The following is a 23,255-nucleotide window of genomic DNA, read 5'->3' on the forward strand; positions in this document are numbered from 1 at the left end:
GGAAGAAGTTGAACATCTGCGCCCGCTTGAGCTGCTTGCGGCAGATCACCTGCTCATGACTGTCGACGCCGTGAATCTGGAACACCTGCTTTGCCAAATCGATGCCGATTCGCTTAAGTTTCATGGTGACTCCCTCCTCCGGTGACTGCTGTTTTCAGCAACTTCAGTCTGGCGCATTGACGCCGTTAGGAGGGGGGAGTCCATTTCATTGCCCTACAGGTTCAGGTCGAAGTCAGGGGCAATCAGCTTCAACCATGTACTCAAGCGCTCCTCGGTGAGGCCACTCTGGTTATCCAGATCCAGGGCCAGACCGACGAACTTGCCGTCGACCACCGCTTCGGAGTGTTCGAACTCGTAGCCCTCGGTAGGCCAGGCACCGACCACCTTGGCACCACCCTCGACGAGGAAGTCGTTGAGCAACCCCATGGCGTTAAGGAACTCCGCGGCATAGCCAACCTGATCACCCAGACCGAAGATGGCCACGGTCTTGCCGGCGAAATCCACACCCTGCAGTTTCGGCAGGAACTCCTCCCAGCTTTCATTCTCGCAATCGGCCGACAGCCCGGGCAGCTGGCCATCGCCGAGGGTTGGCGTACCGATGATCAGGTACTGGTACTGGGCCACGTCCTCAGCGGAGGCGCGATTGACGTTCAGCGCGTCCGCCATGATGTCGTCGTCGAAGCGCTTTTTGATCATTTTGGCCACCTTGCGGGTTTTGCCCGTATTGGTGCCGAAGAAAAGTCCAATCCTGGCCATAGCTCACCTCTGACTGCGTGCATGAGATCCGTTTTCGGGGATGCCTACCTCGGCTTGACCAGGCGGGCATTGGTTATCAGCAGGAAACGGGCCACTTCAGCAATACCCCAAAGCGCTTACAACCCACTGATACGTAAAGCTTTTCTATTTCATGAAACTGTCTTTGTCAGGGAGCTGACAGCGGGGAAGCGTGCCAACCAAGCGCCCTGTCGGCATTGCGACACTCACAGGTCGACCGACATCAGCGCCTGCTGCGGGCTTGCCTCGGGCAGCAGGCGGCTATCCGCCTGCTCGACGTCGCCCTCCTCGGCCAGGGTTTCCAGCACTTCGAGGTGCCCCTCGACCAGATCCAGCGTGCAGCCACGCAGCAACGGCTTCGATGGCATGCTGAACATGGTCTGCTGCAGAGCCGCCTCCAGCACCGCACGCAGGCCGCGCGCGCCGGTCTTGCGCGTCAGGGCCTGATCGGCGACGTGGCTTAGCACCGCATCGGTGATCTCCAGCCTGACGCCCTGGTAGGCGAACAGCTGCTTGTACTGCTTGACCAGCGCATTGCGCGGCTCGGTGAGGATGCGCAGCAGGGTGGCGTGGTCCAGCTCCTGCAGGAAGGTGATGATCGGGAAGCGGCCGATGAACTCGGGGATCAGACCGAACTCGTGCAGATCGTCCGGCAGCAGTGCGGCCAGCAGCTCGTTGATCGATGGCTGCTCCTGGCGCGGCGGCTGGGCGTGGAAGCCGATGCCGCCGCTCTTCGGCTGCAGACGGCTGCACACCAGCGCCTCCAGGCCGGGAAAGGCGCCACCGGCGATGAACAGGACGTTGCGCGTATCCACCACCTGCTCTTCGCTGTGCTCGTTGCGCCGCCCGGACTTGGCGATGCGCACCTCGGTGCCCTCGACCATCTTCAGCAGGGCCTGCTGCACCCCCTCGCCGGAAATGTCGCGCACCGCCGTGCCGCCGCCACTGCGCTTGGCCAGCTTGTCCACCTCGTCGATGTAGACGATCCCCCACTGCGCCTGCTGCACGTCGCCACCGGCCGCCTCCAGCAGACGGGCGATGATGCTGTCGACATCGTCGCCGACGTAGCCAGCCTGGGTCAGGGTGGTGGCATCAGCCGATGCGAACGGCACGCCGAGGATGCGCGCCAGGCTGCGTACCAGCAGGGTCTTGCCGGTGCCCGAGGGACCGGCCATGAGGATGTTGGACTTCTCCAACTCGACCTCCTCGCCGAGCTGGCAGATCGGCTCGCGGTCGCAGTTGAGCAAGCGCAGGTAATGGTTGTAGACCGCCACCGCGAGGGTTTCCTTGGCCGCCTCCTGGCCGATCACCGACTCGTCGAGGTGCTGCTTGTAGGCCGCCGGGGTACGCAGCTGCGGCGCCAGCTGCTGGCTCTTGCGCCGCTGCCCCCAGCTGCTCACCACCTTGTGGGCCAGGGTGACGCAGGCCTCGCAGATACGCCCTTCGGTGCCGGCAATCAGCGGCACACTCGGACTCTTTTCCGCGCCGCAGAACGAGCAGCAGGTTTTCTCGGTGTCAGCCATGGGCCTGGTTCTCCACAGGGGCAGATGGTTGCAGCAGGCTTGCCAGCCATTGGCGCTGGCGAGCCTTGCGCTGCCGGCTCTGCAAGCTGTCGCGCAGGCGCGGCAGAACCTCTTCGAGCGAAAGGCGCCGGGCTTGCTGGACGGCCTCGCAGCGCAGCAGGTGGAAACCCAGTGGCGACTCCAGCACCGGGCTCGTCTCACCCTCCGCCAGCTCGAACAGGCAGGCCTCCAGCTGCGGATACAGGGTGCCCGGCTTGATGGTGCCGAGCAGGCCGTCCTGCAGCGCGGTGGGACATTCCGAATGTTTCAGCGCCTGCTCGGCGAAGCGCTCCGGTTTGCTGCGCAGACGCTTGGCGATGGCCTCGATGCGCGCCCGTGCGGACTCCCGGGTGTTTTCCGGAAAGTCCGGATTGATGGTGATCAGGATGTGCCGCGCCACGCGCGCGGCCGGAACCTCAAACTGCTCGAGATGACTGAAGTAGTACAGGCCGACGTCGGTCTCGCTGACTTCCGGCAGACCGGCGCAGACGCGCTCGAGCACCGCCTCGACCTTCAGTTCATTGGCCAGCATCGCGCGCAGGCCGGCAGCGTCCAGACCGTGGCCGGCGAGCGCCTGCAGCAGCTCGCCTTCGGCATAACGGCTGCCGATGCTCGCCCAGGCCTCCTCCACCTGCGCGGCGGGGATCACCACCCCGGACGCTTCCGGGCTGCGCAGCACCGCCTCCTCGATCTGCCGCTGGCGGGCGGCGATGCGTGCAGCCTGCTCATGCTGCTCTGCCGCCAGTTCGCCGGGCGCCCGGCCGAACTGTTCGTGGGCCACCTTCAGCAGGTAATAGCGACTGTCGCCGTCGCTCATCAGTCGCTCACTGCTCATCACCCACCTCCGCTTGCGGATCGGCCATGCACAGGCTCCGCTCGGGGACCTGCAGCACCCGGCCGTCGCCGAAGTGCACGTGGTACTGCACGCCATCCGGCAGATCGCGCAGCACCTTCATCACACTGCCCACCTGGCCCTGCGCCACTACCACTTCGCCACGCACGGCGAAGCTGCACGTGGCCGTAACGTTGTCGCGAAACTCGAACAGGCTGGGCGTCCAGGGCGCCGAGGCGGGAATCAGCTCCTCCTCGCGGCAACCGACGGTGCGCCCCGATTCGAGAAAGTGCACCCGGTAGATCAGCTGGTCCTGCAGGTAGGTGCCGACGTCGTACACGCAGCCCACCGAACCGCGGCGGATCAGCAGGGTGCCGGTATCCATGCCCGGATAGGTGCCGTCGTTGCGCACATTGCGGACCACGCGCACTTCATCGCCATACTCGAATTGCGGCAGACTCATGGCTCTGATCTCCCCTGCTCAGCTCAACAGCTGGTCGATGGAGACGAAGGTGGTCTGCGGCTCGTGCATGCGAAACACCTTGAACACCTTTTCGGTCTGCGCATCGGAGTCGACGAAGTCCTGGTAGGCGCGGCTGAGCAACTGGCGATAGACCGCCTGCCGCGCCGCGTCGTCATGCTCGTCCAGGCTGCCGGCCTTGCTCAGGTAGTCGTGGTAGCGCTGCATGATGTGCAGCCGATTGATGTGCACGACCGTCTGGTCGAAGGGCACGCCGAAGAAATCGAGGAAGTCTTCGGCGGACACCAGCTCCTCCATCGCCTCGTCCAGCGTCAGGTCGGAATCCAGGGAAAAGCCTTGTACGGTCATGGTCGTGTCTCCGCGGTGGCCGCAGTAGGGAAAGGATCAGCAGCGCGCTCGCGCACCGCCGGCACAGTCGCTCTCGCAGATGCTGTTGTCGGCGCTGCAGCCCTGGAAGAACTGCTGCTGGCTGCCGGCGGCGAGCAGGCCGCCCTGCTCCAGCCGCTGCTCCAGGCCGTCGATGCGCTCCAGCAGGCAGGCGATGGCCTTGCCCACCGGGTCGGGGATCAGGTGGTGGTCGAGGTCGATGCCGTAGGGGTTGAGCTGGCCGGCCTCGCGCAGCCTGACCACCTTGCCGGGGATGCCGACCACCGTGCAGCCGTCCGGCACGTCCTGCACCACCACCGAGTTGGCGCCGACCCGGGCGCCGGCACCGACGGTGATCGGCCCGAGGATCTTCGCCCCGGCGCCGACCAGCACGCCGTCGCCCAGGGTCGGGTGGCGCTTGCCCTTGCGCCAGCTGGTGCCGCCCAGGGTGACGCCGTGGTAGAGGGTCACGTCCTGGCCGATCTCGGCGGTCTCGCCGATCACCACGCCGGCGCCGTGGTCGATGAAGAAGCGCGGGCCGATCACCGCGCCGGGATGGATGTCGACGTTGCTCACCAGCCGCGCGAGGAACGCCAGCAGCCGCGCCGGATAGCGCCAGCCGGAGCGCCACAGGCGATGGCCGAGGCGGTAGAGCAGGATAGCGTGCACCCCCGGGTAGGTGGTGAGCACCTCGAAGGTGGTGCGCGCGGCGGGATCGCGCTGGAACACGCAGCGGATGTCGTCGCGCCACTCGCCGAGCAGGCTCATGCCCGACCTCCTGCGCGCAGCGCACCGGCCGACTCGATCAGCTGGCGATGGAACTCCTCCAGTTCGGCCGCCTGCGGGCTGCGCTTGCTGCGGGTGGAGAAGGCGCGGATGCGCCCGAGCAGCAGCTGGCACTGCACCTCGTCCAGCTCGATGCCCAGCTCGCGGTAGCGGGTGCGCACCAGGTGCGCCCCGGAATGCTTGCCCAGCACCAGGCTGTGGCTGCGGCCCAGCTCGTCGGGATTGAGCCCCTCGTAGGTGCGCCGGTGCTTGAGCAGGCCGTCGACGTGGATGCCCGCCTCGTGGGTGAACACCCCGGCGCCGACCACGCTCTTCTGCCAGGCCACCTGGCGCCCGGAGGCCTGCTCGACCAGCGCCGAGATCGCCGGAATGCCGCGGGTGTCGATGCCGCAGTCGATGTCGTAGAGATGCTTGAGGGCCAGGGCGCACTCCTCCAGCGCGGCGTTGCCGGCGCGCTCGCCGAGGCCGTTGACCGTGGTGTTGAGGTGGCTGGCGCCGCCCATCACCGCCGCCACGGTGTTGGCGGTGGCCAGGCCGAAGTCGTCGTGGGCGTGCACCTCCAGCTCGAGATCGAGGCGCGCGCGCAGGAAGCGGAAGCGCTCGAGCATGCCGAACGGTTCCATCACCCCCACGGTGTCGGCGAAGCGCAGGCGCCGCGCACCGGCCGCCTGAGCGACGTGGGCGACGCGCACAACGAACTCCATGTCGGCGCGCGAGGCATCCTCGCAGCCCAGGCACACCTCGAGACCGGCCAGGCGCGCGTCGCCGACCAGCCGCGCCACCTCGCGCAGGGCCCAGTCGCGGTCGCGGCCGAGCTTGTGCCGGAGCATCAGGTCGGACACCGGCAGCGACAGATCGACCATGCCCACCCCGCTGTCGCGCGCCGCGGCGAGATCGCCGTCGCACAGCCGGCACCAGGCCAGCAGACGCGCCGGCAGCTGGAGGCCGGCGATGGCGCGCATGCCCTCGCGCTCCTCCTCTCCCATGCCGGGGATGCCGATCTCCAGCTCCGGCACGCCCAGCGCGGCGAGGGCGCGGGCGATGGCGATCTTCTCCTCGACACTGAAGGCCACCCCGGCGCTCTGCTCGCCGTCGCGCAGGGTGGTGTCGTCGATGATCACGCTAGCCATGGCTGCTCTCCTGTGCGGATCGGCCTGCCCGAGGTGGTGGGGCGGATCAGGCGTAGACCGGGGCGAAGGCCTTGCCCGGGTCTGCCACCGGACCGTCGCCGTTCCAGTACGGCGACAGCTTGCGCAGCTGGGCGACGATCGGCGGCACCTCGCGGATCACGTGGTCGATCTCCGCCTCGGTGGTGTAGCGCGACAGCGAGAAGCGCACGGTGCCGTGGGCGGCGGTGTAGGGAATGTCCATGGCGCGCATCACGTGCGAGGGTTCCAGCGAGCCCGAGGTACAGGCCGAACCGCTGGAGGCGGCGATGCCGACCTTGTTGAGCAGCAGCAGGATGGCCTCGCCCTCGATGTACTCAAAGGCGATGTTGGCGGTGTTGGGCAGACGGTTGCCCGGATCGCCGGTGACGAAGGCGTAGGGCACCTGGGCGAGGATGCCGGCTTCGAGCTTGTCGCGCAGGCGCGCGACCTCGGTGTTCTCGTGCGCCATGAAGGCCAGCGCGCGCTCGGCGGCGACACCGAGGCCGACGATGGAAGCGGCGTTCTCGGTGCCGGCGCGGCGGCCGCGTTCCTGGTGGCCGCCGCGCAGCAGCGGACGGAAGCGGGTGCCGCGGCGCAGGTAGAGCACGCCGATGCCCTTGGGCGCGTGCAGCTTGTGACCGGACAGCGAGAGCATGTGGATCGACGAGTTCTGCAGGTCGAGCGGCACCTTGCCGACCGCCTGCACGGCGTCGGTGTGGAACATCACGCCGGCCTCGTCGGCCATGCGCGCCATCTCCTCGACCGGGAACAGGGTGCCGGTCTCGTTGTTGGCCCACATCACCGAAACCACCGCCACGTCGTCGCTCAGCAGGGCGGCATAGTCGTCCAGGTTGAGGCGGCCCTTCTTGTCCACCGCCAGCTTGTGCACGGTGTAGCCCTCGGTGACCAGGTAGTCGCACAGAGTCAGCACCGCCGGGTGCTCGACCGTGGTGGTGATGATGGTCTTGCGCTCGGGCTGGGCCTTGAGCGCGGAGAGAATCGCGGTGGAGTCGGCTTCGGTGCCGCAGGAAGTGAAGATGATTTCCGAGTCGTGCTCGGCGCCGAGCAGCTGTTGCACGCTCTGCCGGGCCTTCTTCAGCGCCATGCCGACCTGGTTGCCGAAGCTGTGCAGCGACGACGGGTTGCCGAACTGCTCGGTGAAGAACGGCAGCATGGCCTGCACCACTTCGTCGTCGACGCGGGTGGTGGCGTTGTTGTCTAGATAGACGGCGGTCATCTCACACCTCCAGCTGGGCATGGGCGGCCGCGGCGCCGGCGGCGCTGACCGGGATCACCTTGACGAATTCGCCGAGCTCCTCGATCAGCCGCTGCTGGATGCCGCTGAGGGTCATGCTGGCCATCTGGCAGCCGGTGCAGGCGCCGGTCAGCTTGACGTAGACGTTCTTGCCGTCGACCTCGAGCAGCTCGACGTCGCCGTGGTCGCGCTGCAGGGTCGGACGGATCGACTCCAGCACGGTCTCGATGCGGCGGATGCGCTGCAGGTTGGTCATCTTCGGCGCCGCCGGAGCGGCCGGCGCAGGTGTCGGCTCGGCTACCGGGACCGGCGCGTTGAGGTTGACCAGGCCGGACTTCGACTTGGCCTTGGTCGGCGCGGCGACGAACACCTCGCCGCGCGCGGCCAGCTCCTCGCTGAGCAGACGCTCGAGGCCTTCATGGCAGGCCGAGCAGCCGCCGCCGGCCTTGGTGTAGTTGGTGACGTCCTCGACGCTGGACAGGTTGTTGGCACGGATGGTCTCGCGCACCATCACCTCGTCGACGGCGAAGCACTTGCAGACCAGCGCGCCTTCCTCGTGGTCGTCGTCCAGTTCCTCGCCGCGGTAGTTGGCCACCGCCGCCTGCAGGGCCTCGCGGCCCATCACCGAGCAGTGCATCTTCTCCGGCGGCAGGCCGTCGAGGAAGTCGGCGATGTCCTGGTTGCTGATCTTCAGCGCCTGGTCGACGGTGAGGCCCTTGATCATCTCGGTCAGTGCCGAGCTTGATGCGATCGCCGAGCCGCAGCCGAAGGTCTGGAAGCCGGCGTCGAGGATCACGTCGGTGTCTGGATCGACCTTGAGGGTCAGGCGCAGGGCGTCGCCGCAGCTCAGCGAACCGACGTCGCCGACTGCGTTGGCCTCGACCACCGCGCCGGCGTTCTTCGGGTTGTAGAAGTGTTCTTTGACCTTTTCCGAGTAATCCCACATGACGGCTGATCTCCGGTGATTCCTGGATCGCCGGTCGTCGCCGGCGACTTCGATGTCTTAGCAGGCGAAGGATTTGCCGCAGCTGCAGCTGTGGCTGGCATTCGGATTGACGAAGGTGAAGCCACTGCCTTCCATGCTTTCCACGAAGTCCATGGTCACCCCCGCGAGCAGCGGCGCGCTGCTGTCGTCGACCAGCAGGGTGAGGCCGCCGCAGTCGAGCTGCTGGTCGCCCTCGGCAGCGCGTTCTTCGAGTTTCAGGCTGTACTTGAGCCCGGAGCAGCCGCCGCCCTCGACGCGGATGCGCAGGCCGGCGACTGGCTTGTCGGTGCTGCTGATGAAGCGGTTAACGGCACTCTTCGCGCTGTCGGTCATGATGATCATCGGCGTGTCTCCTCGGCTCCGCGGTGGCTTGAGCCAACCGGCAGAACAGCTTTTGCAACCGCCATGCCACCCCGGAAGATCGAAAAACCCCTTTGATATCAATTAGTTGAACTAAAGCCTGGAAACCCGCGGCTGTCGCGAAAAGGACGCGCGGCGGCCAATGTCGGGTTTGCGACAAGGCCGCAAGCGGCCTGCGTGCCACCCCGCAGCGGCCGCACGTGGCGCCTCGTGTAGCGCTATATACAAAACGACATAGCGCCCGTAAGAATGTCGCATCCCGGACAATCCGCGAGCGCGCTCGGCAGGCCCATACCGACACGCAAGTGATTGATTAAAAAGACGAATATCTGGAAACCCGAAAAATGGAAGCCTTCTTGCAATCACTTCGTCACCGACCCGCCAGCAAGGAGATGCCATGAGCGACCCACAGACACCCGGCCCACTGCGCGTGGATGGCCAGCTCTGGTTCAACCGCGGCGAAAAGGGCTACCTGGGCGGCAAGCGCATCGAGCTGCTGGAACAGATCGAGGCCACCGGCTCGATCAGCCGCGCCGCCAAGCAGATAAAGCTCAGCTACAAGGCCGCCTGGGATGCGGTGGATGCCATGAACAACCTGTCGGAACGGCCGCTGGTGGTCTGCTCCGCCGGTGGCGCGCAGGGCGGCGGCACCCGGCTGACCGATTTCGGCCGCGAGATGCTCCACGTCTGGCGGCGCATGCAGAGCGAGTACGAGCGCTTTCTCGCCCAGGTGGCCCAGGGCATCGAACAGTTCGACGACATCGACCGCCTGTTGAGGGCCATCGCCATGAAGACAAGCGCACGCAACCAGTTCCGCGGCCGCATCAGCCGGGTCGAGAAAGGTGCCGTCAACGGCATCCTGGAGCTCGATCTCGGCGAGGGCCTGAACATCGTCGCCACCCTGACCAACGACAGCATCGACGAGCTGCAGCTGGCCCCGGGCAAGACCGCCATGGCGCTGATCAAGGCCAGTTTCGTGCTGCTCTCGCCCGATCCTGAAGTGAAGATCAGCGCGCGCAATCGCCTGACCGGCACCATCTGCGCGCTGATTCCCGGCGCGGTGAACTGCGAGGTGAAGCTGCTGCTGCCGGGCGGCCGCACCCTCAGCGCGGTAGTCACCCTCGACAGCGTCAGCGAGCTGGGCCTGGCCACCGCCCAGCCCTGCACGGCGCTGATCAAGGCATCCCACGTCATCATCGCCATCGACTGAGCGAGGTCGTCATCATGAGAAACGGATTTTCCCGGCGCTGCGCCGCCCTGCTGCTCGCCCTGCTGCCGCTGGCGGCCGCCCAGGCCGGCGAGGTGCAGGTGGCGGTGGCCGCCAACTTCACCGCGCCGATGCAGGCCATCGCCGCCGAATTCGAGAAGGACACCGGACACAAGGCCCTGCTCGCCTTCGCTGCCACCGGCAAGTTCTACGCGCAGATCCACAACGGCGCGCCCTTCGAGGTCTTCCTCGCCGCCGACGACGCCACTCCGGCCAAGCTCGAGAGCGAGGGGGCTGCGCTGGCCGGCAGCCGCTTCACCTACGCCATCGGCACCCTGGTGCTGTGGTCGGCCACGCCGGGCTACGTCGACGACCAGGGCGCGGTGTTGAAAAAGGACCAGTTCAGGCACCTGGCGCTGGCCAACCCGAAGACCGCGCCCTACGGCGTGGCGGCGCTGGCCACCCTGGCCAAGCTGGGCATCGCCGAGAAGACCCTGCAGGGGCGCCTGGTGCTCGGCGAGAACATCACCCAGGCGCACCAGTTCGTCGCCACCGGCAACGCCGAGCTGGGCTTCATCGCCCTGTCGCAGGTGTACAAGGATGGCAAGCTCGCCAGCGGCTCGGCCTGGATCGTGCCCGCCGATTACCATGCGCCGATCCGCCAGGATGCGCTGATCCTCGCCAAGGGCAAGGACAACCCGGCCGCGGCGGCGCTGGTCGACTACCTCAAGGGGCCGAAGGCGACCGCGCTGATCCGCTCCTACGGCTACGACCTCTGACTGAACAAGGAGCCGCGGCATGGTCCCGCTCGACAGTGTCGACCTCGCAGCGATCTGGCTGACCCTCAAGCTGGCCACGCTGACCACCGTGCTGCTGCTGCTGATCGGCACGCCGATCGGCTGGTGGCTGGCGCGCACCCGCTCGAAGTGGAAGGGCCCCATCGGTGCGGTGGTCGCCCTGCCGCTGGTGCTGCCTCCCAGCGTGCTGGGCTTCTACCTGCTGGTGGCGATGGGGCCGAATGGCTTCATCGGCCAGCTGACCCAGAGCCTGGGGCTGGGCACCCTGCCCTTCACCTTCGCCGGCCTGGTGGTGGCCTCGGTGTTCTACTCGCTGCCGTTCGTCGTACAGCCGCTGCAGAACGCCTTCGAGGCGATCGGCGAGCGGCCGCTGGAAGTGGCGGCGACCCTGCGCGCCAGTCCCGCGGACACCTTCTTCACGGTCGTGCTGCCGCTGGCCAAACCCGGCTTCGTCACCGCCGCGATCCTCGGCTTCGCCCACACCGTCGGCGAGTTCGGCGTGGTGCTGATGATCGGCGGCAACATCCCGGAGCAGACCCGCGTGGTGTCGGTGCAGATCTACGACCACGTCGAGGCCATGGAGTACGCCCAGGCCCACTGGCTGGCCGGCGGCATGCTGGCGTTCTCCTTCGTGGTGCTGCTGGTGCTCTACACCAGCCGGCTGAAACAGGGCTGGCGCGGCTGAACGCGATGGATAGAGGAATCCCCATGCACACGCTCACCGAACCCACGGTCGCCAGCCCCGCCGAGCGCGCCGACGCCGGCATCCAGGCGCGCTTTCGCCTCGCCTATGCCGGCTTCAGCCTGGATGTCGACCTCAACCTGCCCGGGCGCGGCGTCACCGCGCTGTTCGGCCACTCCGGCTCGGGCAAGACCACCTGCCTGCGCTGCATCGCCGGCCTGGAGCGCGCGCCCGAGGGCCGCCTGGAGATCAACGGCGAGCTGTGGCAGGACAGCGCCGCCGGCGTGTTCGTGCCGACCCACCAGCGCGCGCTCGGCTACGTGTTCCAGGAGGCCAGCCTGTTCCCGCACCTGTCGGTGCGGCGCAACCTGGAGTACGGCCTGCAGCGCGTGGCGGCGGCGACGCGGCGGGTGGAGTGGGAGCACGTCCTCGAACTGCTCGGCATCGGCCAGCTGCTCGAGCGCATGCCCGAGCGCCTGTCCGGCGGCGAGCGCCAGCGCGTCGGCATCGCCCGCGCGCTGCTCACCAGTCCGCGCCTGCTGCTGATGGACGAGCCGCTGGCGGCGCTCGACCTCAAGCGCAAGAACGAGATCCTCCCCTACCTCGAGCGCCTGCACGACGAGCTGGACATTCCCATCCTCTACGTCAGCCACGCGCCGGACGAGGTGGCGCGCCTGGCCGACCACGTGGTGCTGCTCGACCAAGGCCGGGTGGTCGCCCAGGGCGGCCTGCAGGAAACCCTGGCGCGCCTCGACCTGCCCACCGCCTTCAGCGAGGACGCCGGGGTGGTCATCGAAGCACGGGTCGCCGAGCACGACGACGCCTACCACCTCACCCGCCTGGTGTTTCCCGGCGGCGAGGTGCTGGTCGCCCGCCGTGCGGAGGCGCTCGGCCAGCGCCTGCGCTTTCGCGTGCATGCCCGCGACGTCAGCCTGGCGCTGGCGCGCGCCGAGGGCACCAGCATCACCAACCTGCTGCCGGCCACGGTGCAGGCGCTGGCCGCCGCCGACACCCCGGCGCACGTGCTGGTGCGCCTGGACGCCGACGGCACCCCGCTGCTGGCGCGGATCACCCGGCGCTCGGCCGACCAGCTCGGCATCGCCGCGGGGCAGCGGCTGTGGGCGCAGATCAAGGCGGTGGCGCTGCTCGGCTGAGCGCTTGTGCGGATTGCTGCAAGCAGCGGCTGTGCGATTGTCGCCAACGCGACAAGCCACTCTCACGCAAGTCATTGATTCAAAAGGCATCTACCGGGGCATCAATGTTGCATTGATGGACGCGGGCAAGTGCTGGTCGAGACTTGCCTTCCGTCAACCGCGACAGAGAGAGAGCAGCATGTCCATCAAGGAAATCAAGGCCTTCTCGGAGCAGGCCAAAGTCGATCCGACCCTCGGCGAGAAGTTGAAGGCCTGCGAGAAGGTCCGCGAAGTGATCGCCCTCGGCAAGGAGCACGGCTTCAGCTTCATCGAGGACGTCCTCTATCCGCCGAACGAGCCGCAATTCACCGAAGAGCAGCTTTCGCCGAAGATGGCCAAGGCGCTGCTGCGCGCCTGAGTCCCCGGCGGGCAATGGAGCGCTGCACCAGGAAATGCAGCGCTCCACTGCCTGGCCAGGCCGAACGCATGCTCAGCCCAGCGCCAGCAGCGCGTACTCCACCGGACCGGTGAACAGCCGGGTACCGCCGCCCTCGGCCACCACCTGGCGCGCGGCCGGCGCATCCAGCACCCGCACCCCGGCCAGGTAGTCCACGCCGAACTGTCGCCAGCCATCCAGCCATGGCAGGCTCGGCCCCATCAGCACCACCCTCGCGTGGCGGGACAGTTCGAGCAGGCGCGGCAGGGTCTTGTTGGCCAGGCTGCTGGCGGTGACGAACACCCAGTCGGCCTGCGGCAGGAGGAACTCGGCGGCGCTGTCCGGCAGGTCGCCGTCCTGCGGGTTGCGCTCCAGGCACTGGTAGGGAATGTCGTGCCAGAGGCGCTCGAGCCCCGGATAGTGGCCGACCACCACCACCCGCTGCCCGTCCAGCTGCGGACGGAAATGGGCGAACACGCGCAGATGGCCGGGCACCTCGCCGCGCAGCGGCAGGGCATCGCGCAGGCAGGAGCCGGTGCCGTTGAGGCTGGCATTCAGCACGGCCAGCCCGACCGCCGCTTCGCCGCCGTCCCACGACAGCAGCCACGGCCGCAGCTCCGTGCCGGGTCGCCCGGCAAGGGTGCCCGCCCAGCTCAGGGTGCGCGGCACCTGGCGCGGACTGAAGGCGAAGCCGAGGCGCTCGCCCACTTCGGCCAGCGTCCAGTTCAGGCCGAGTTGCAGGCGCTCGACCGGCTCGGCTCCGGCCGCACTGGCGAGCAGCCAGTCATACAGCCCGTTCATGCGCCGAGCGCCGGCAGCAGACGCAGTTCGCTCTTCACCGCCCCACTGCGCCCCCAGGCGGTGGCCGCCTCGATCACCCAGTTCGCCTTGCGCGGGTGCGCCAGCAGCACGTCGAACTCGGCGAAGGCCAGGCCGTCGCCGTGCATCAGGATGCTGCCCTGATAGGCGCCGCGCGCAGAACGCCACTCGGCATACAGGCTGTGGCTGCGCGCAAAGGAGTCCTCGCGCAGCTCGGCACGGCTATGCGGCGTACCCGCCACCGCCACGCCCTGTTCGAGACCGGCCGCCTGCAGGCTCGCGGCGAGCGCCTGCCAGATTTCCGCGAACAGCGGTTGCGCGTCCTGCAGGTGCTGGCCCAGAGAGCGGTTCAGAGCCCCTCCCCCCGCCATCGCCGTCACCAGATTTCCGCCGGAGTGAGCTTGTCGGCATACGGCGCGCCGCCGAGCAGGTGCTGCTCGACGATGATCGCCGCATCCGCCGGCTCGACCCAGCTGTACATCACCGAGCCCGGGTAGATCAGCACGTTGGCGCCGGCCTGGCACGGGCCGAGGCAGCCGGTGGTGGTCAGCGCCACGCGATTGCTCAGATTGTGCTGGATCAGCACCTGGTAGAAGGCGTTGTACAGCGCCTCGCTGCCCTTGGCGGCGCAGCTGCCGCGCGGGTGCCCCTCCGCACGCCGCTGGCCGCAGAGGAAGATGTGGAATTCGGGTCTGGCCATGTCGGTTCGCCTCAGGCCGCAGCCGCTTCGTGGGTGTGGCACTGCTTGGGGCAGACCGCCGCGCAGGCCTTGCAGCCGATGCAGTCGAGGGCGTTCTGCACGGTCATCACCATCATCTCGTCGTCTTCGTCGAAATCGTCGGCGTCCTCGACCATCTCCACACGCTCGACCAGGGTGAACACGTCGCGCGGGCAGACCTTGTAGCAGCGCCCGCAGCCGATGCAGCGCTGCGCATCCAGCGCGGTGACGAACTCGGGGGTCCACTCCGCGCCACCGCGGGTACGTCCGGTAATCATTGCCATGCTCAATCTCCTGCCCGCCACCTCGCGTGGCGCAGATCAACGGTTGCCGGCAGGGCGAGCCTGCCGGTCGTTAGAGAAACGCTGAAAAACTCACCGGCCGTCGCTCCCGCGCAGGCGGGAGCCCAGGCACTGCGAGCCCTCTGGATTCCCGCCTGCGCGGGAATGACGATCACTTCAACGCCTGCTTATGTGCCCGGCCGCGAGGCCGGTTGCCGCGCCGCCTGGTGGGCCGGGCGCGGCGGGTGCGCTGCCGCCGGAGCGGCAAGGCACAACGTGGGGCTGCCAGGCAGACCCCGAATAGGACGGCGCAGGCCTTGTGGGCCGGCGCCGGATCGCCTCAGGGCAATCGCATGAAGCCAAGTTCCCGGTCCGTAGGGGCGGATTCATTCGCCTTAGCGGGGTACTTTGGCGAATGAATTCGCCCCTACAGCGCACGGAGGCTATTCATGCGATTGCCCTGCGGGGCGCCCGAGAGGGACGCCCGAGCTGCGCGGCAGCTACCGATAAGCGGCTCCACCGGCGGCAACGCGTGTCAACCGGCGCTGGCCTGATCCAGCCGCGCCTTGGCCGCGACCCAGTCCAGGCAGGCCTGCTGGGTGCGCAGCGCCAGTTCCGGCAAGGCGTCGTAGTCGCTGAGCAGGCGATCCTCGACCAGGTCGTGGATCTGCGACGCCCACTCGGTGGCAATGCGCTTCTTCTGGCTGACTTCCTTCTGCAGGGCCTTGAGGGCTTCTTCGCTCATGTCTGCCTCCTGCGCTCAGAGCTCGGCGACCGCACGGTTCGCACTGATCAGCGCGGACGCCTTGCCCAGCTGCTTCTGTGCCTCGACCACCAGCGCATCCAGCGAATCGAAGCCGAAGCGGTGGACGTCGCGCAGGGTCTTGTCCAGAGCCACCAGCTTGCCGACCAGGATCAGCGCGCGGCCGAAGCCCTCGTGGCTGATGTTGATCATCGGCACGGCGAGCAGGCCGGTCTCGCGCTCGATCAGCTGCGCCAGGGCGTTGTAGTAGGCCTTGACCCGCGACAGGGTGGTTTCGTCCGGGTCGCCGACCACCGGAATGGCCCGCCGGCGCTCCTTGGTCAGCACCAGCGGATCGAGCACGCGGGCGTCGCTCCAGGTGTCGTAGGTGCCGTAGCTGTCCATGGCGCGCAGCTGCACCACCATCTGCCGGATGATCGGCTGCTGCAGGGCCGGATCGCCCTCCAGCACCACCGCCTTTTGCTCATCTACTTCGTACATGTGCGCGTCCTCGTGAAAATGCTCTGTGCTACTCGTCCCAGGCTTCGGCGGCCATGGCATCGAAACGCCGGCTGTCGCCGCCCTGGGTGCGCTGGATGGCCTTGGCCAGCCAGGTCGAGGGTCCGTCGCGCAGCTCGGCCTGCAGGCTGTCGAGCAGCTCGTCGATGCGCGCCGCCTCGGCGACCTTGACCGGCTGCACCCCCGCGGCGAGCAGCTGGCGCACCGCCGAGGCGCCGCAGGCGCGGCAGTACACGGCGATGCAGCCGTCGAGCAGCGCGAGCTTGCTGAGCAGCTTGTCCTCGTTGCCGTCCTGCTCCAGCTCGCCGAACTCGGCGACCGAGAGCAGCTGGGCATGCTCGGGATTGACCCCGTAGATGACGAAGGAGCGCGACGAGCCGAAGTGCTGGTCGACCGTCTCGCGATCGGACGAGGCGAAGGCCACCTTGAGCAGGGTGCCGTCCTCCTCGCCGTCGAGGACCTGCAGTTGCCTTGTCGGGTTGGCCATGGCTCAGTGCCTCCGTGGTTGCCGTTCGGTTGCGGGTTTCTGCGCGTAGATCGAGTAGTACGGGACGATGCCCTGGTGGTGCTCGACCAGCAGGTTGGCGAGGTCGAACAGCGCCTGGCCGCTGGCCCGGTAGCCGCTCCAGCAACGCTGGAAACCGCCGAGCAGGTCGTACTGCGGAAAACCGATGCGCAGCAGCGGCACGCCCAGGCGCTGGGCGCCGGGCAGCGCGTGACTGTTGCCGAGGACCAGCTGGGCGCCGTGTTCGCAGGCCGCGTGCTCGAGGTCCTCGAGATCGCCGACCTGGATGCACGCCAGCGGCGAGTCGGCCAGCGCCGGCGCCCGCGCCGGCACCACCGCCGCCACGGTCTGGCTGCCCATGCCGCGCAGCAGGCTGTCGAAGCCGAGCAGCAGGTCGGGGTCGACGGCGATGGCGACCCGCGCATCGCCGAGCATGAAGTGGGTGTCGAGCATCACGTCCTGCAGCTGGCGGCGCTGCCGCTGCCAGCGCTCGGCCACCGGGTTGCTGCTGATCTCGGCCAGCGCCATCAGCCAGGCGTCCACCGCCTCCAGGCCGAGCAGCAGGCCGAAGCGCCGCTCCGGCACGCCGGTGCGCACCGCCAAAGCATCGGCGGCGGCGTCCAGGCTCTGGCCGACCACCAGGGTGGCGATGCTCTGCCCGGCCGTGGCCAGCTCGTCGAGCGCCAACCCGCCGGTGGTCAGCGGGTTGAAGGCGGCATCGTCGAGGTGACCGTCCAGCGAGCCGGAGAGGTCGGGAATCAGCAGCGGGCGCAGGCCGAAACTGTCGATGCTCTCGGCGATGAACTCCAGGTCGCCGGGGGTCAGGTTGGCCGAGCACAGCACGTTGACCTGCCGCGGCCGCCGACCGACCTGGTCGCGGCGCTCCGGCACCAGGGTCTCGACGATGGCCTTCACCGTGGCGGCGAAGCCGCTCTCGAAGCTGCCGGCGAAGTCCGGGGTATTCACCGCCACCACCGCGACCTCCTTGAACTCGGGATACTCGCGGCGAAACTCGTGCAGCGCGCTGTGCAGATCGCAGCCCTGGGTCTCGGCCAGCGCGGTGGTCAGCAGGCCGATCACCGCCGGATTCTGCTTCTCGCAGATCACCCGCAGCGCCTCGACCACGTTGTCGTCGGCACCCATCACCGAGCTGATCTGGTCCATCGCCGTGGTCTGCAGCGGCACCGGCTCGCGGAAGTGGCGGACGAAGAACACCTTGGCGAACGCGGTGCAGCCGGCCGAGCCGTGCAGCAGCGGCATGCTGCGCGCCAGGCCGAGGATGGCCAGGGCACCGCCCATGGTCTGGCTGGCCTTCAGCGGACTGACCGCCAGGGCTTTGTTGCGGTTGATGATCTCGGCCATGACGGTCTCCTCAGGCAGTGGCGACGTGCGCCGGCACGGCGGCGCAACCGCCAGCCCAGGGCGCCGGGCGGCGCACCGCCTCCCACACCGGGCTCTCGATGGTCAGGCACAACTGGCGCACCAGTTCGAGCATGCCGTCGTAGCCGGCGTAGCCGAATTCGCGCTCCTGGTTGATGTCGAGGAACGGGATGCGCCCCTTGAGTGCGGTGTACATGTTGCGGCCGCCGGCGATCAGGATGTCGGCGCGGTACTCCTCGACGGTCTTCAGCAACGCGCGCGGGTTGCCCTCGTCGAGCATCTTCACGTCGTCGCCCATCAGCTCGCGGATGCGCGCCTTGTCTTCCTCTGTGGACTTCTTGGTGCCGGTGGCGACCACCTGCATGCCCAGGTCCTGCAGCGCGGAGATCACCGACCAGGACTTCACCCCGCCGGTGTAGAGCAGCACGCGCTTGCCGGCCAGCCGCGCGCGCCAGGGCTCCAGCGCGGCGCGGATGCGCTTCTCCTCACGCGCGATCAGCGCCTCGGTGCGCACGCTCAGGTCGGGGTCGCCGATCAGCCGGGCGAAGTCGCGCAGCGCCTGCGAGGTGTCGGTGATGCCGTAGAAACTGCCCTCGAACCACGGCGTGCCGTAGCGCTCCTGCAGCTTGCGGGCGACGTTGAGCATGGCCTTGGAGCAGACCATCATGTTCACCTCGGCGGCGTGCATGGTCTGCACCTCGCGGAAACGCGCGTCGCCGGACAGCGTGCACAGCACGCGGATGCCCAGCTCGTCGAGCAGCGGCAGCACGTGCCAGAACTCGCCGGCGATGTTGTACTCGCCGACCAGGTTGACGTCGTGCACGCGGATGCCAGCGCGCTCGCTGTGCGGCGGCAGCGGGTCGGGCTGGCGAGTGCCGATCACGTACTTGACCATCGCCTCGCCGGCGATGCGGTTGCCGAGGTTCTTGGTGCCGTAGAAGCCGGCCGAATCCACCGGCACCACCGGCGTCTTGAAGTGCTCGCTGGCGGCCTTGCAGATGGCCTCGATGTCGTCGCCGATCAGCGCCGGCACGCAGGTGTTGTAGACGAACACCGCCGGCGGCGCGTAGCTCTCCACCGCCTGGCGGATGGCATGGAACAGGCGCTTCTCGGCGCGGCCCATGATCACGTCCTGCTCGGTGAGGTCGGTGGTCATGCCGATGCGATAGAGATCCGGGCCGCTGGAGCGGGTGCCGCGGTTGTCCCAGGAACTGCCGGCGCAAGCGATCGGCCCGTGGACGATGTGCGCCACGTCGGCGATCGGCAGCAGGGCGATCTGCGCACCGTCGAAGGCACAGCCACCGTCGGTGGCGCCCGGCTTGGGCTTGGCGCAGCCGGACTTCTCCTTGTGGTTGTGCTCGCAGGCGGGCTCGTCGAGCAGCTCGGCAATGTCCTTGGCTTTCATCGCTTACCCCTCTGGATGCGTCGTTGCGGCATTCGCGAGGGGTGTTGCAAGGGCTGGACCAAGTAACAAGTTATTGATTTAAAAGATATTTATTGAAAACAGCGTTGTCGCAAAGGCGCCGGGGTGTCGGGTTTGCGACAACCTGGTGGCGGGGACGGCGTGGAGATGATTCAGCTGGGCCAGTGTCTCCATCTTCGCAAGTTGATCGTTCCCACGCTCCGCGTGGGAACGCAGCCTGTGACGCTCTGCATCCGGTGAGAAACTCCCACGCAGAGCGTGGGAGCGATCACTAGCCCAGGCGTTTTTCTGCTGCCTCACTGCGGCGCGTGGGTTGTGCGCAGGTAGGGCAGCTTGATATCGATGCTGCCGTACTTCTCGCGGGCCTGCTCGTCGTTGAGCGACAGTGCGACGATGACGTCCTGGCCCACTGTCCAGTTGGCGGGGGTGGCCAATGGCACGTTGAAGGTCAGCTGCAGGGCGTCCAGGGCACGCAGCACTTCGGCAAAGTTGCGCCCCACGGACATCGGATAGGTCATGGACAGCTTGAGCTTTTTGTCCGGGCCGATGATGAACACGGAGCGTACGGTGGCTGTTTCGGCGGCGGTACGGCCATCGGGCAGATAGGCCTCGGCAGGCAGCATGTCGAACGCCTTGGAGACGGCCAACCCTTCGTCCGCAATGATCGGGAAGGCCGCCTTGGTGCCGCAGAAGCCTTCGATATCGCCCTTCCACTTCTTGTGCGCTTCCACACCATCCACCGACACACCAATCACCTTGGTGCCACGCTTGGCCCACTCATCGGCCAGTTGCGCAACGGCACCGAACTCGGTGGTGCACACCGGAGTGAAGTCCTTCGGGTGGGAAAAGAGGATGGCCCAGTCGGAACCGATCCAGTCGTGAAAGGTGATGGGACCCTGGTCGGTATCGGCCGTGAAGTCGGGAACGAGGTCGTTGATGCGCAATGACATGAAAAACTCCTCCTCGAGCTTGATGAACAGCAAGCATGGAAGAGCCTAGACGGGATTCAACACACCGGGGGCCTTTCAACAGCAGCGAGCCAAAGCAACCGTTGGCCCTGCCCCGACCATCGCCCACGTCGCGACAGCGTCTTGCCGGGAGGCGCGAAAATACCTGTCCCCTTTCATCGTTGTCAGCTTCCGGCACAGACGGCGCCTTCGCCGGCTATTGCGGCCCGCGGCAAAGTCGCTCGACCCGCTGCGGATAACGGCTCCAATCCGGAACCCCGACAGGTTGCCCGCCGTAAGCATTTCCCAGCGCCTGCGCCGCTTTCCAGATGAGCCTGTACGGAGCGGGAGCTTCAGACATCTCACGCTCGCGCGTCTTCGCCTCAAGCTCGGCCTTGAGCTCCCGCTGCTTCGCCTCGTCATAGTCGCGCACCTTGGCCAGGACCAGCTGACTCAGCACGGCGCGGTCGGCGTCCATCATCCGACCGCCGGGACACAAACGCGCCTCGCCGTAGGCTTCAAGCCTTTCCAGCAACAGCGGGATCACCTCTTCGCTGACCACACCGCGCTCATTCAACCCGTGAGGGACGAGCTGCCTGACAAAGTCGCCGGGCTCGAGCGCATCCCAGATCAACTTGGTTTGGATATGCGGAGTGGCGTAGCCAGCGAAATGCCGTTCAATCAGTGTCCGAAGCACCGCGCGGTCCGCCTCGCTCAGCGGTTCGTTCGCTGCGATCAGTGCGGAATCGCCCACGCCCTTTTCCAGGCCGGCGATCCATCCGGAACGCCGGGCCAGGTAGCCGCTCGGTGGCTCCTGCTGCCAGGGAGAGGTCCATCCGGTACCCCAGATACGTTCATGTTGTTGTTCCGCGCTTTCCCCTATCACGCCAAGGCCGCCGGCCCTGGCTTCACGCCCCACGGCCTGCCCTGCTGCGTACTCCTGCTGCCAAAAATGCTCTTCCGTGTTGGCGAGCACGACGAAGCCAGGAAGCAGCGCCACCTGCAAGGCCATCCCTGCCGTGACCCAGCCCGGCCAGCGCCGGCCCTGGCGCATGGCCCGGTACTGCGCGAGTGGTGCGATGACGATGAAAGGCAAAAATACCGCGCAGGTCATCAAGAGCACGACCAGCGACTCCCCACCCGGGGCCCCTTTGAAGAAGCCTGCTCGCTCGCTGGGAGAAGCGGCCAGGCCGACGAGGAGAACGATCACCACCAGGGCGACAATCAGCCCGCTGACGAGGGCCGCCCGGTAGCGAAAGATCCTGGCAAACAGAGCTAGGTCGACGATCAGGCCATAGGCGACGGTCAGCGCGAAGGCCAGAAGGAATCCAATCCCGTCCAATCGCATCTGGCCGTAACTCGCATGTGCGGCGGAGGCAAACGCACATGCGGCCAGGAGGATGAAGGCTTGGTGAAGGCAGCGTTTCAACACATTCTCAGCCCATCAGCGACGAAGGCGAAGGCGCGTACCACCCTGCTCGAGACCGACGAACACAGTTGCCACGAGATTTTGATCGTTCCCACGCTCCGCGTGGGAGCTTCTCATAAGTTGCCACGGAAGTGCGACCCTGGCAGTCCGGTGCATCCAATGGCTGGGCAAAACCCAGCTACATAGAGTTACTCATTGGCCGCCACATTCAGCTTTAAATTCTGCATGATGCTTTTTGTAACACTCCGTATTTGTGATCCCCCCACAAACCGAGAGAACTCTTTTCATTTCACTTGTACATCGCATTGATTCTTCCTGCAGCCTTTTATTCTCTGAATCAACATGTTCCCTACATCTTGAGCTAATGTGCTCATTACGACACTCCTCGAGCTTTGACATCACTGCCTGCCCCGCAGCTTGCCTCTCCTTTCCGCAAAGAGTATTGGGGTCATGATATTTTTTTGACTCCCTGCATTCTGGTGACATTTTATCTAGAGGAGACTTATCCTTAAATACATACTCACAAATTTTCGAAGATGCCTGTATCTCTCGAATGCATTCTTGATCCAATCCTCGCGAATCTGCATTACCCTCAACAGCGAAGAACAAGTTAAACACTGCAAAGGCAGCAAATATCGAAAACAATAATTGATTCCCCATGACCAGACTCCTTTGTTACTCAGAACTATAAATAGGCACCAATTTGTGCATAACACCCTGACGGGGGGGTTGTGGACAACATCTCCAAGTAGGAGAAGGGAGCCGCTCTGGAATACGGCCTTGGGGAGGTTTCTGGGGGTGAGGGCAGCTTATGCGCCATGACTGCAAATCCTTTGCTTGCGGGGCATCCAACAAGTAGCGAGGGTATCGCGCGCGCCCAAAAAAGAAAACCGGGACAGCCGTCGCCTTCCCGGTTCCTGAAGCGAAAAGCCGATTTTATCTGCCGACCGCCCTACCCCAACCGCTCCTCGATCGCCCGCCGCACCTCCGGATCCTGCTCGTCCAGCGCCTGCAACGCCTCCAGCGGCGCGTTCTCCACCGCCGCCAGGCGCACGGTCCAGTCGGGGTCGCGGAGCATTTCCACCACGTCATCGCCGCTGAGACGCGAGGCGACGATGCGGCGCACTTCCGGTTCCGGATCGTGGGCCATCAGGCCCAGGCTCATCTCCGGCAGGCGCTGGGCGACCAGCTTGCGCACCTGGCGGTCCTCGTCGCGGATGAAGCGGAACAGTCGGCCCGGCGGGATGCGCTGGACCACGTAGGCGCGCACCAGGTAGTCGGGGTCGGCGGCCAGCTGTTCCAGTTGCTCCACTGGCAGGCGGTCGGCGACGGTGATGCGCACCTCGCGGTCCTCGTCCTGCAGCAGGGCGGCGAGCTGTTCGCGCGGCAAGCGGTAGGCCACCGCGCGGCGCACCGCTTCGTCGCTGTCGCGGATCAGCGGGGTGAGCGCCTCGACCGGAGCGTAGCGCACGGCGATGGCGCGCCGTTCCCAGAACTCGTCGCCGAGGTACTGCTCGGCTACCTGCGGGTTGTTGCGGAAGAAGCGGTCGATCTGCCGGCCGCTCGGTACCGCCACACAGGCATCGCCCGGGGTGCAGCGGCCGGCCAGCAGCAGGCTGCGGCGGAAGCTGCAGGCGCGGCAGTCGCCGATGGGAGTGATGTCCTGGCCCTGGTCGTCGAACATGCCA

Annotated in this window: 28 protein-coding genes and 1 pseudogene; 5 read left to right on the forward strand and 24 right to left on the reverse strand. The window is 66.8% G+C overall.

Translation table 11 applies throughout. The features are described from left to right. The 11 genes and pseudogenes from KRX52_RS09685 to KRX52_RS09735 form a co-directional block, all read right to left on the reverse strand. Nucleotides 1–124: pseudogene (locus KRX52_RS09685) on the reverse strand (IS110 family transposase); the annotation flags it as partial. Between the two features lie 89 nt (nucleotides 125–213). Beyond that, on the reverse strand, nucleotides 214–756 hold the full coding sequence (locus KRX52_RS09690; protein WP_217681542.1) for a flavodoxin: 543 nt from the start codon (nucleotides 754–756) through the stop codon (nucleotides 214–216). A gap of 224 nt (nucleotides 757–980) precedes the next feature. Then, nucleotides 981–2,297 carry an ATP-dependent Clp protease ATP-binding subunit ClpX gene (gene clpX / locus KRX52_RS09695; RefSeq protein ID WP_217681543.1) on the reverse strand — a complete coding sequence of 439 codons (1,317 nt, stop codon included), beginning with the start codon at nucleotides 2,295–2,297 and terminating at the stop codon, nucleotides 981–983. Further along, nucleotides 2,290–3,171, reverse strand: coding sequence for a nitrogen fixation protein NifM (nifM, locus tag KRX52_RS09700; RefSeq protein ID WP_217681544.1), 882 nt, complete (start codon nucleotides 3,169–3,171; stop codon nucleotides 2,290–2,292). The genes clpX and nifM overlap by 8 nt, the downstream gene beginning before the upstream one ends. Further along, nucleotides 3,161–3,631, reverse strand: coding sequence for a nitrogen fixation protein NifZ (locus KRX52_RS09705; RefSeq protein WP_217681545.1), 471 nt, complete (start codon nucleotides 3,629–3,631; stop codon nucleotides 3,161–3,163). Before KRX52_RS09705 ends, nifM begins: the two co-directional genes overlap by 11 nt. 18 nt (nucleotides 3,632–3,649) lie before the next feature. Next, entirely contained in the window at nucleotides 3,650–3,997 is a 348-nt protein-coding gene (nifW, locus tag KRX52_RS09710) for a nitrogenase-stabilizing/protective protein NifW (RefSeq protein WP_217681546.1), read from the reverse strand. Between the two features lie 36 nt (nucleotides 3,998–4,033). After that, nucleotides 4,034–4,783, reverse strand: coding sequence for a serine O-acetyltransferase (gene cysE, locus KRX52_RS09715; RefSeq protein WP_217681547.1), 750 nt, complete (start codon nucleotides 4,781–4,783; stop codon nucleotides 4,034–4,036). Then, nucleotides 4,780–5,931 (reverse strand): homocitrate synthase, encoded by a 1,152-nt coding sequence (gene nifV, locus KRX52_RS09720; RefSeq protein WP_217681548.1) that lies wholly within the window; start codon nucleotides 5,929–5,931, stop codon nucleotides 4,780–4,782. Before nifV ends, cysE begins: the two co-directional genes overlap by 4 nt. A gap of 46 nt (nucleotides 5,932–5,977) precedes the next feature. Beyond that, nucleotides 5,978–7,186, reverse strand: a complete 1,209-nt coding sequence (gene nifS / locus KRX52_RS09725) for a cysteine desulfurase NifS (RefSeq protein WP_217681549.1) — start codon at nucleotides 7,184–7,186, stop codon at nucleotides 5,978–5,980. Nucleotide 7,187: 1 nt separating this feature from the next. Further along, complete coding sequence (gene nifU, locus KRX52_RS09730) at nucleotides 7,188–8,150, reverse strand: Fe-S cluster assembly protein NifU (protein ID WP_217681550.1); 963 nt, start codon at nucleotides 8,148–8,150, stop codon at nucleotides 7,188–7,190. A gap of 57 nt (nucleotides 8,151–8,207) precedes the next feature. Continuing rightward, entirely contained in the window at nucleotides 8,208–8,531 is a 324-nt protein-coding gene (locus KRX52_RS09735) for a HesB/IscA family protein (protein WP_217681551.1), read from the reverse strand. A 415-nt stretch (nucleotides 8,532–8,946) separates the two neighbouring features. On the opposite strand from KRX52_RS09735, the gene KRX52_RS09740 reads away from it, so the two are divergent. From KRX52_RS09740 to KRX52_RS09760, 5 genes are all read left to right on the forward strand, one after another. Beyond that, nucleotides 8,947–9,759, forward strand: coding sequence for a TOBE domain-containing protein (locus KRX52_RS09740; RefSeq protein ID WP_217681552.1), 813 nt, complete (start codon nucleotides 8,947–8,949; stop codon nucleotides 9,757–9,759). Between the two features lie 14 nt (nucleotides 9,760–9,773). Further along, nucleotides 9,774–10,535 carry a molybdate ABC transporter substrate-binding protein gene (gene modA, locus KRX52_RS09745; RefSeq protein WP_217681553.1) on the forward strand — a complete coding sequence of 254 codons (762 nt, stop codon included), beginning with the start codon at nucleotides 9,774–9,776 and terminating at the stop codon, nucleotides 10,533–10,535. A gap of 19 nt (nucleotides 10,536–10,554) precedes the next feature. Beyond that, nucleotides 10,555–11,238: a molybdate ABC transporter permease subunit gene (gene modB, locus KRX52_RS09750; RefSeq protein ID WP_217681554.1), complete on the forward strand. Its 684-nt coding sequence runs from the start codon at nucleotides 10,555–10,557 to the stop codon at nucleotides 11,236–11,238. 23 nt (nucleotides 11,239–11,261) lie between these two features. Next, a complete protein-coding gene (gene modC / locus KRX52_RS09755) occupies nucleotides 11,262–12,389 on the forward strand; it encodes a molybdenum ABC transporter ATP-binding protein (protein WP_217681555.1) in 1,128 nt (375 codons plus the stop codon). A gap of 178 nt (nucleotides 12,390–12,567) precedes the next feature. Next, nucleotides 12,568–12,786 carry a Nif11-like leader peptide family natural product precursor gene (locus tag KRX52_RS09760; protein ID WP_217681556.1) on the forward strand — a complete coding sequence of 73 codons (219 nt, stop codon included), beginning with the start codon at nucleotides 12,568–12,570 and terminating at the stop codon, nucleotides 12,784–12,786. Nucleotides 12,787–12,858: 72 nt separating this feature from the next. Here KRX52_RS09760 and KRX52_RS09765 read toward each other — a convergent pair whose 3' ends face one another. The 13 genes from KRX52_RS09765 to KRX52_RS09825 all read right to left on the reverse strand — a co-directional run bounded on the left by KRX52_RS09765 (nucleotide 12,859) and on the right by KRX52_RS09825 (nucleotide 23,251). Further along, nucleotides 12,859–13,605 (reverse strand): DUF364 domain-containing protein, encoded by a 747-nt coding sequence (locus KRX52_RS09765; RefSeq protein ID WP_217681557.1) that lies wholly within the window; start codon nucleotides 13,603–13,605, stop codon nucleotides 12,859–12,861. Then, nucleotides 13,602–13,994 carry a hypothetical protein gene (locus KRX52_RS09770; RefSeq protein WP_217681558.1) on the reverse strand — a complete coding sequence of 131 codons (393 nt, stop codon included), beginning with the start codon at nucleotides 13,992–13,994 and terminating at the stop codon, nucleotides 13,602–13,604. The genes KRX52_RS09765 and KRX52_RS09770 overlap by 4 nt, the downstream gene beginning before the upstream one ends. A gap of 5 nt (nucleotides 13,995–13,999) precedes the next feature. Then, nucleotides 14,000–14,323, reverse strand: coding sequence for a 2Fe-2S ferredoxin (locus KRX52_RS09775; RefSeq protein ID WP_217681559.1), 324 nt, complete (start codon nucleotides 14,321–14,323; stop codon nucleotides 14,000–14,002). A gap of 11 nt (nucleotides 14,324–14,334) precedes the next feature. Continuing rightward, nucleotides 14,335–14,625, reverse strand: coding sequence for a ferredoxin III, nif-specific (fdxB, locus tag KRX52_RS09780; protein ID WP_217681560.1), 291 nt, complete (start codon nucleotides 14,623–14,625; stop codon nucleotides 14,335–14,337). 532 nt (nucleotides 14,626–15,157) lie between these two features. Continuing rightward, on the reverse strand, nucleotides 15,158–15,367 hold the full coding sequence (locus KRX52_RS09785) for a CCE_0567 family metalloprotein (protein WP_217681561.1): 210 nt from the start codon (nucleotides 15,365–15,367) through the stop codon (nucleotides 15,158–15,160). 15 nt (nucleotides 15,368–15,382) lie between these two features. Beyond that, nucleotides 15,383–15,865, reverse strand: coding sequence for a NifX-associated nitrogen fixation protein (locus KRX52_RS09790; RefSeq protein ID WP_217681562.1), 483 nt, complete (start codon nucleotides 15,863–15,865; stop codon nucleotides 15,383–15,385). A 28-nt stretch (nucleotides 15,866–15,893) separates the two neighbouring features. Further along, a complete protein-coding gene (locus tag KRX52_RS09795) occupies nucleotides 15,894–16,370 on the reverse strand; it encodes a NifB/NifX family molybdenum-iron cluster-binding protein (RefSeq protein ID WP_217681563.1) in 477 nt (158 codons plus the stop codon). 3 nt (nucleotides 16,371–16,373) lie between these two features. Then, nucleotides 16,374–17,750, reverse strand: coding sequence for a nitrogenase iron-molybdenum cofactor biosynthesis protein NifN (nifN, locus tag KRX52_RS09800; RefSeq protein WP_217681564.1), 1,377 nt, complete (start codon nucleotides 17,748–17,750; stop codon nucleotides 16,374–16,376). A 10-nt stretch (nucleotides 17,751–17,760) separates the two neighbouring features. Next, nucleotides 17,761–19,173 carry a nitrogenase iron-molybdenum cofactor biosynthesis protein NifE gene (gene nifE, locus KRX52_RS09805; protein ID WP_217681565.1) on the reverse strand — a complete coding sequence of 471 codons (1,413 nt, stop codon included), beginning with the start codon at nucleotides 19,171–19,173 and terminating at the stop codon, nucleotides 17,761–17,763. A gap of 314 nt (nucleotides 19,174–19,487) precedes the next feature. Further along, nucleotides 19,488–20,141, reverse strand: coding sequence for a peroxiredoxin (locus KRX52_RS09810; RefSeq protein ID WP_217681566.1), 654 nt, complete (start codon nucleotides 20,139–20,141; stop codon nucleotides 19,488–19,490). Between the two features lie 214 nt (nucleotides 20,142–20,355). Next, a complete protein-coding gene (locus KRX52_RS09815; RefSeq protein ID WP_217681567.1) occupies nucleotides 20,356–21,567 on the reverse strand; it encodes a hypothetical protein in 1,212 nt (403 codons plus the stop codon). A 192-nt stretch (nucleotides 21,568–21,759) separates the two neighbouring features. Continuing rightward, a complete protein-coding gene (locus KRX52_RS09820; RefSeq protein WP_217681568.1) occupies nucleotides 21,760–22,227 on the reverse strand; it encodes a hypothetical protein in 468 nt (155 codons plus the stop codon). 292 nt (nucleotides 22,228–22,519) lie between these two features. Then, entirely contained in the window at nucleotides 22,520–23,251 is a 732-nt protein-coding gene (locus KRX52_RS09825; RefSeq protein ID WP_217681569.1) for a 4Fe4S-binding leucine-rich repeat protein, read from the reverse strand. Nucleotides 23,252–23,255 lie beyond the last annotated feature (4 nt).

This window comes from Geopseudomonas aromaticivorans, assembly GCF_019097855.1.
Taxonomy (GTDB): domain Bacteria; phylum Pseudomonadota; class Gammaproteobacteria; order Pseudomonadales; family Pseudomonadaceae; genus Geopseudomonas; species Geopseudomonas aromaticivorans.

Excerpts from the sequence above, each read along its gene's own strand:
- KRX52_RS09770 (WP_217681558.1), bottom strand. The coding sequence starts at position 13,994 with ATGGCGGGGGGAGGGGCTCTGAACCGCTCTCTGGGCCAGCACCTGCAG.
- modA (WP_217681553.1), top strand. The coding sequence starts at position 9,774 with ATGAGAAACGGATTTTCCCGGCGCTGCGCCGCCCTGCTGCTCGCCCTG.
- nifS (WP_217681549.1), bottom strand. The coding sequence starts at position 7,186 with ATGACCGCCGTCTATCTAGACAACAACGCCACCACCCGCGTCGACGAC.
- KRX52_RS09735 (WP_217681551.1), bottom strand. The coding sequence starts at position 8,531 with ATGATCATCATGACCGACAGCGCGAAGAGTGCCGTTAACCGCTTCATC.
- nifN (WP_217681564.1), bottom strand. The coding sequence starts at position 17,750 with ATGGCCGAGATCATCAACCGCAACAAAGCCCTGGCGGTCAGTCCGCTG.
- nifM (WP_217681544.1), bottom strand. The coding sequence starts at position 3,171 with ATGAGCAGTGAGCGACTGATGAGCGACGGCGACAGTCGCTATTACCTG.
- KRX52_RS09810 (WP_217681566.1), bottom strand. The coding sequence starts at position 20,141 with ATGTCATTGCGCATCAACGACCTCGTTCCCGACTTCACGGCCGATACC.
- KRX52_RS09785 (WP_217681561.1), bottom strand. The coding sequence starts at position 15,367 with ATGAGCGAAGAAGCCCTCAAGGCCCTGCAGAAGGAAGTCAGCCAGAAG.
- nifU (WP_217681550.1), bottom strand. The coding sequence starts at position 8,150 with ATGTGGGATTACTCGGAAAAGGTCAAAGAACACTTCTACAACCCGAAG.
- KRX52_RS09765 (WP_217681557.1), bottom strand. The coding sequence starts at position 13,605 with ATGAACGGGCTGTATGACTGGCTGCTCGCCAGTGCGGCCGGAGCCGAG.
- nifV (WP_217681548.1), bottom strand. The coding sequence starts at position 5,931 with ATGGCTAGCGTGATCATCGACGACACCACCCTGCGCGACGGCGAGCAG.
- modC (WP_217681555.1), top strand. The coding sequence starts at position 11,262 with ATGCACACGCTCACCGAACCCACGGTCGCCAGCCCCGCCGAGCGCGCC.
- KRX52_RS09825 (WP_217681569.1), bottom strand. The coding sequence starts at position 23,251 with ATGTTCGACGACCAGGGCCAGGACATCACTCCCATCGGCGACTGCCGC.
- nifW (WP_217681546.1), bottom strand. The coding sequence starts at position 3,997 with ATGACCGTACAAGGCTTTTCCCTGGATTCCGACCTGACGCTGGACGAG.
- KRX52_RS09790 (WP_217681562.1), bottom strand. The coding sequence starts at position 15,865 with ATGTACGAAGTAGATGAGCAAAAGGCGGTGGTGCTGGAGGGCGATCCG.
- cysE (WP_217681547.1), bottom strand. The coding sequence starts at position 4,783 with ATGAGCCTGCTCGGCGAGTGGCGCGACGACATCCGCTGCGTGTTCCAG.
- nifE (WP_217681565.1), bottom strand. The coding sequence starts at position 19,173 with ATGAAAGCCAAGGACATTGCCGAGCTGCTCGACGAGCCCGCCTGCGAG.
- KRX52_RS09740 (WP_217681552.1), top strand. The coding sequence starts at position 8,947 with ATGAGCGACCCACAGACACCCGGCCCACTGCGCGTGGATGGCCAGCTC.
- modB (WP_217681554.1), top strand. The coding sequence starts at position 10,555 with ATGGTCCCGCTCGACAGTGTCGACCTCGCAGCGATCTGGCTGACCCTC.
- KRX52_RS09705 (WP_217681545.1), bottom strand. The coding sequence starts at position 3,631 with ATGAGTCTGCCGCAATTCGAGTATGGCGATGAAGTGCGCGTGGTCCGC.
- KRX52_RS09795 (WP_217681563.1), bottom strand. The coding sequence starts at position 16,370 with ATGGCCAACCCGACAAGGCAACTGCAGGTCCTCGACGGCGAGGAGGAC.
- fdxB (WP_217681560.1), bottom strand. The coding sequence starts at position 14,625 with ATGGCAATGATTACCGGACGTACCCGCGGTGGCGCGGAGTGGACCCCC.
- KRX52_RS09690 (WP_217681542.1), bottom strand. The coding sequence starts at position 756 with ATGGCCAGGATTGGACTTTTCTTCGGCACCAATACGGGCAAAACCCGC.
- clpX (WP_217681543.1), bottom strand. The coding sequence starts at position 2,297 with ATGGCTGACACCGAGAAAACCTGCTGCTCGTTCTGCGGCGCGGAAAAG.
- KRX52_RS09820 (WP_217681568.1), bottom strand. The coding sequence starts at position 22,227 with ATGGGGAATCAATTATTGTTTTCGATATTTGCTGCCTTTGCAGTGTTT.
- KRX52_RS09760 (WP_217681556.1), top strand. The coding sequence starts at position 12,568 with ATGTCCATCAAGGAAATCAAGGCCTTCTCGGAGCAGGCCAAAGTCGAT.
- KRX52_RS09775 (WP_217681559.1), bottom strand. The coding sequence starts at position 14,323 with ATGGCCAGACCCGAATTCCACATCTTCCTCTGCGGCCAGCGGCGTGCG.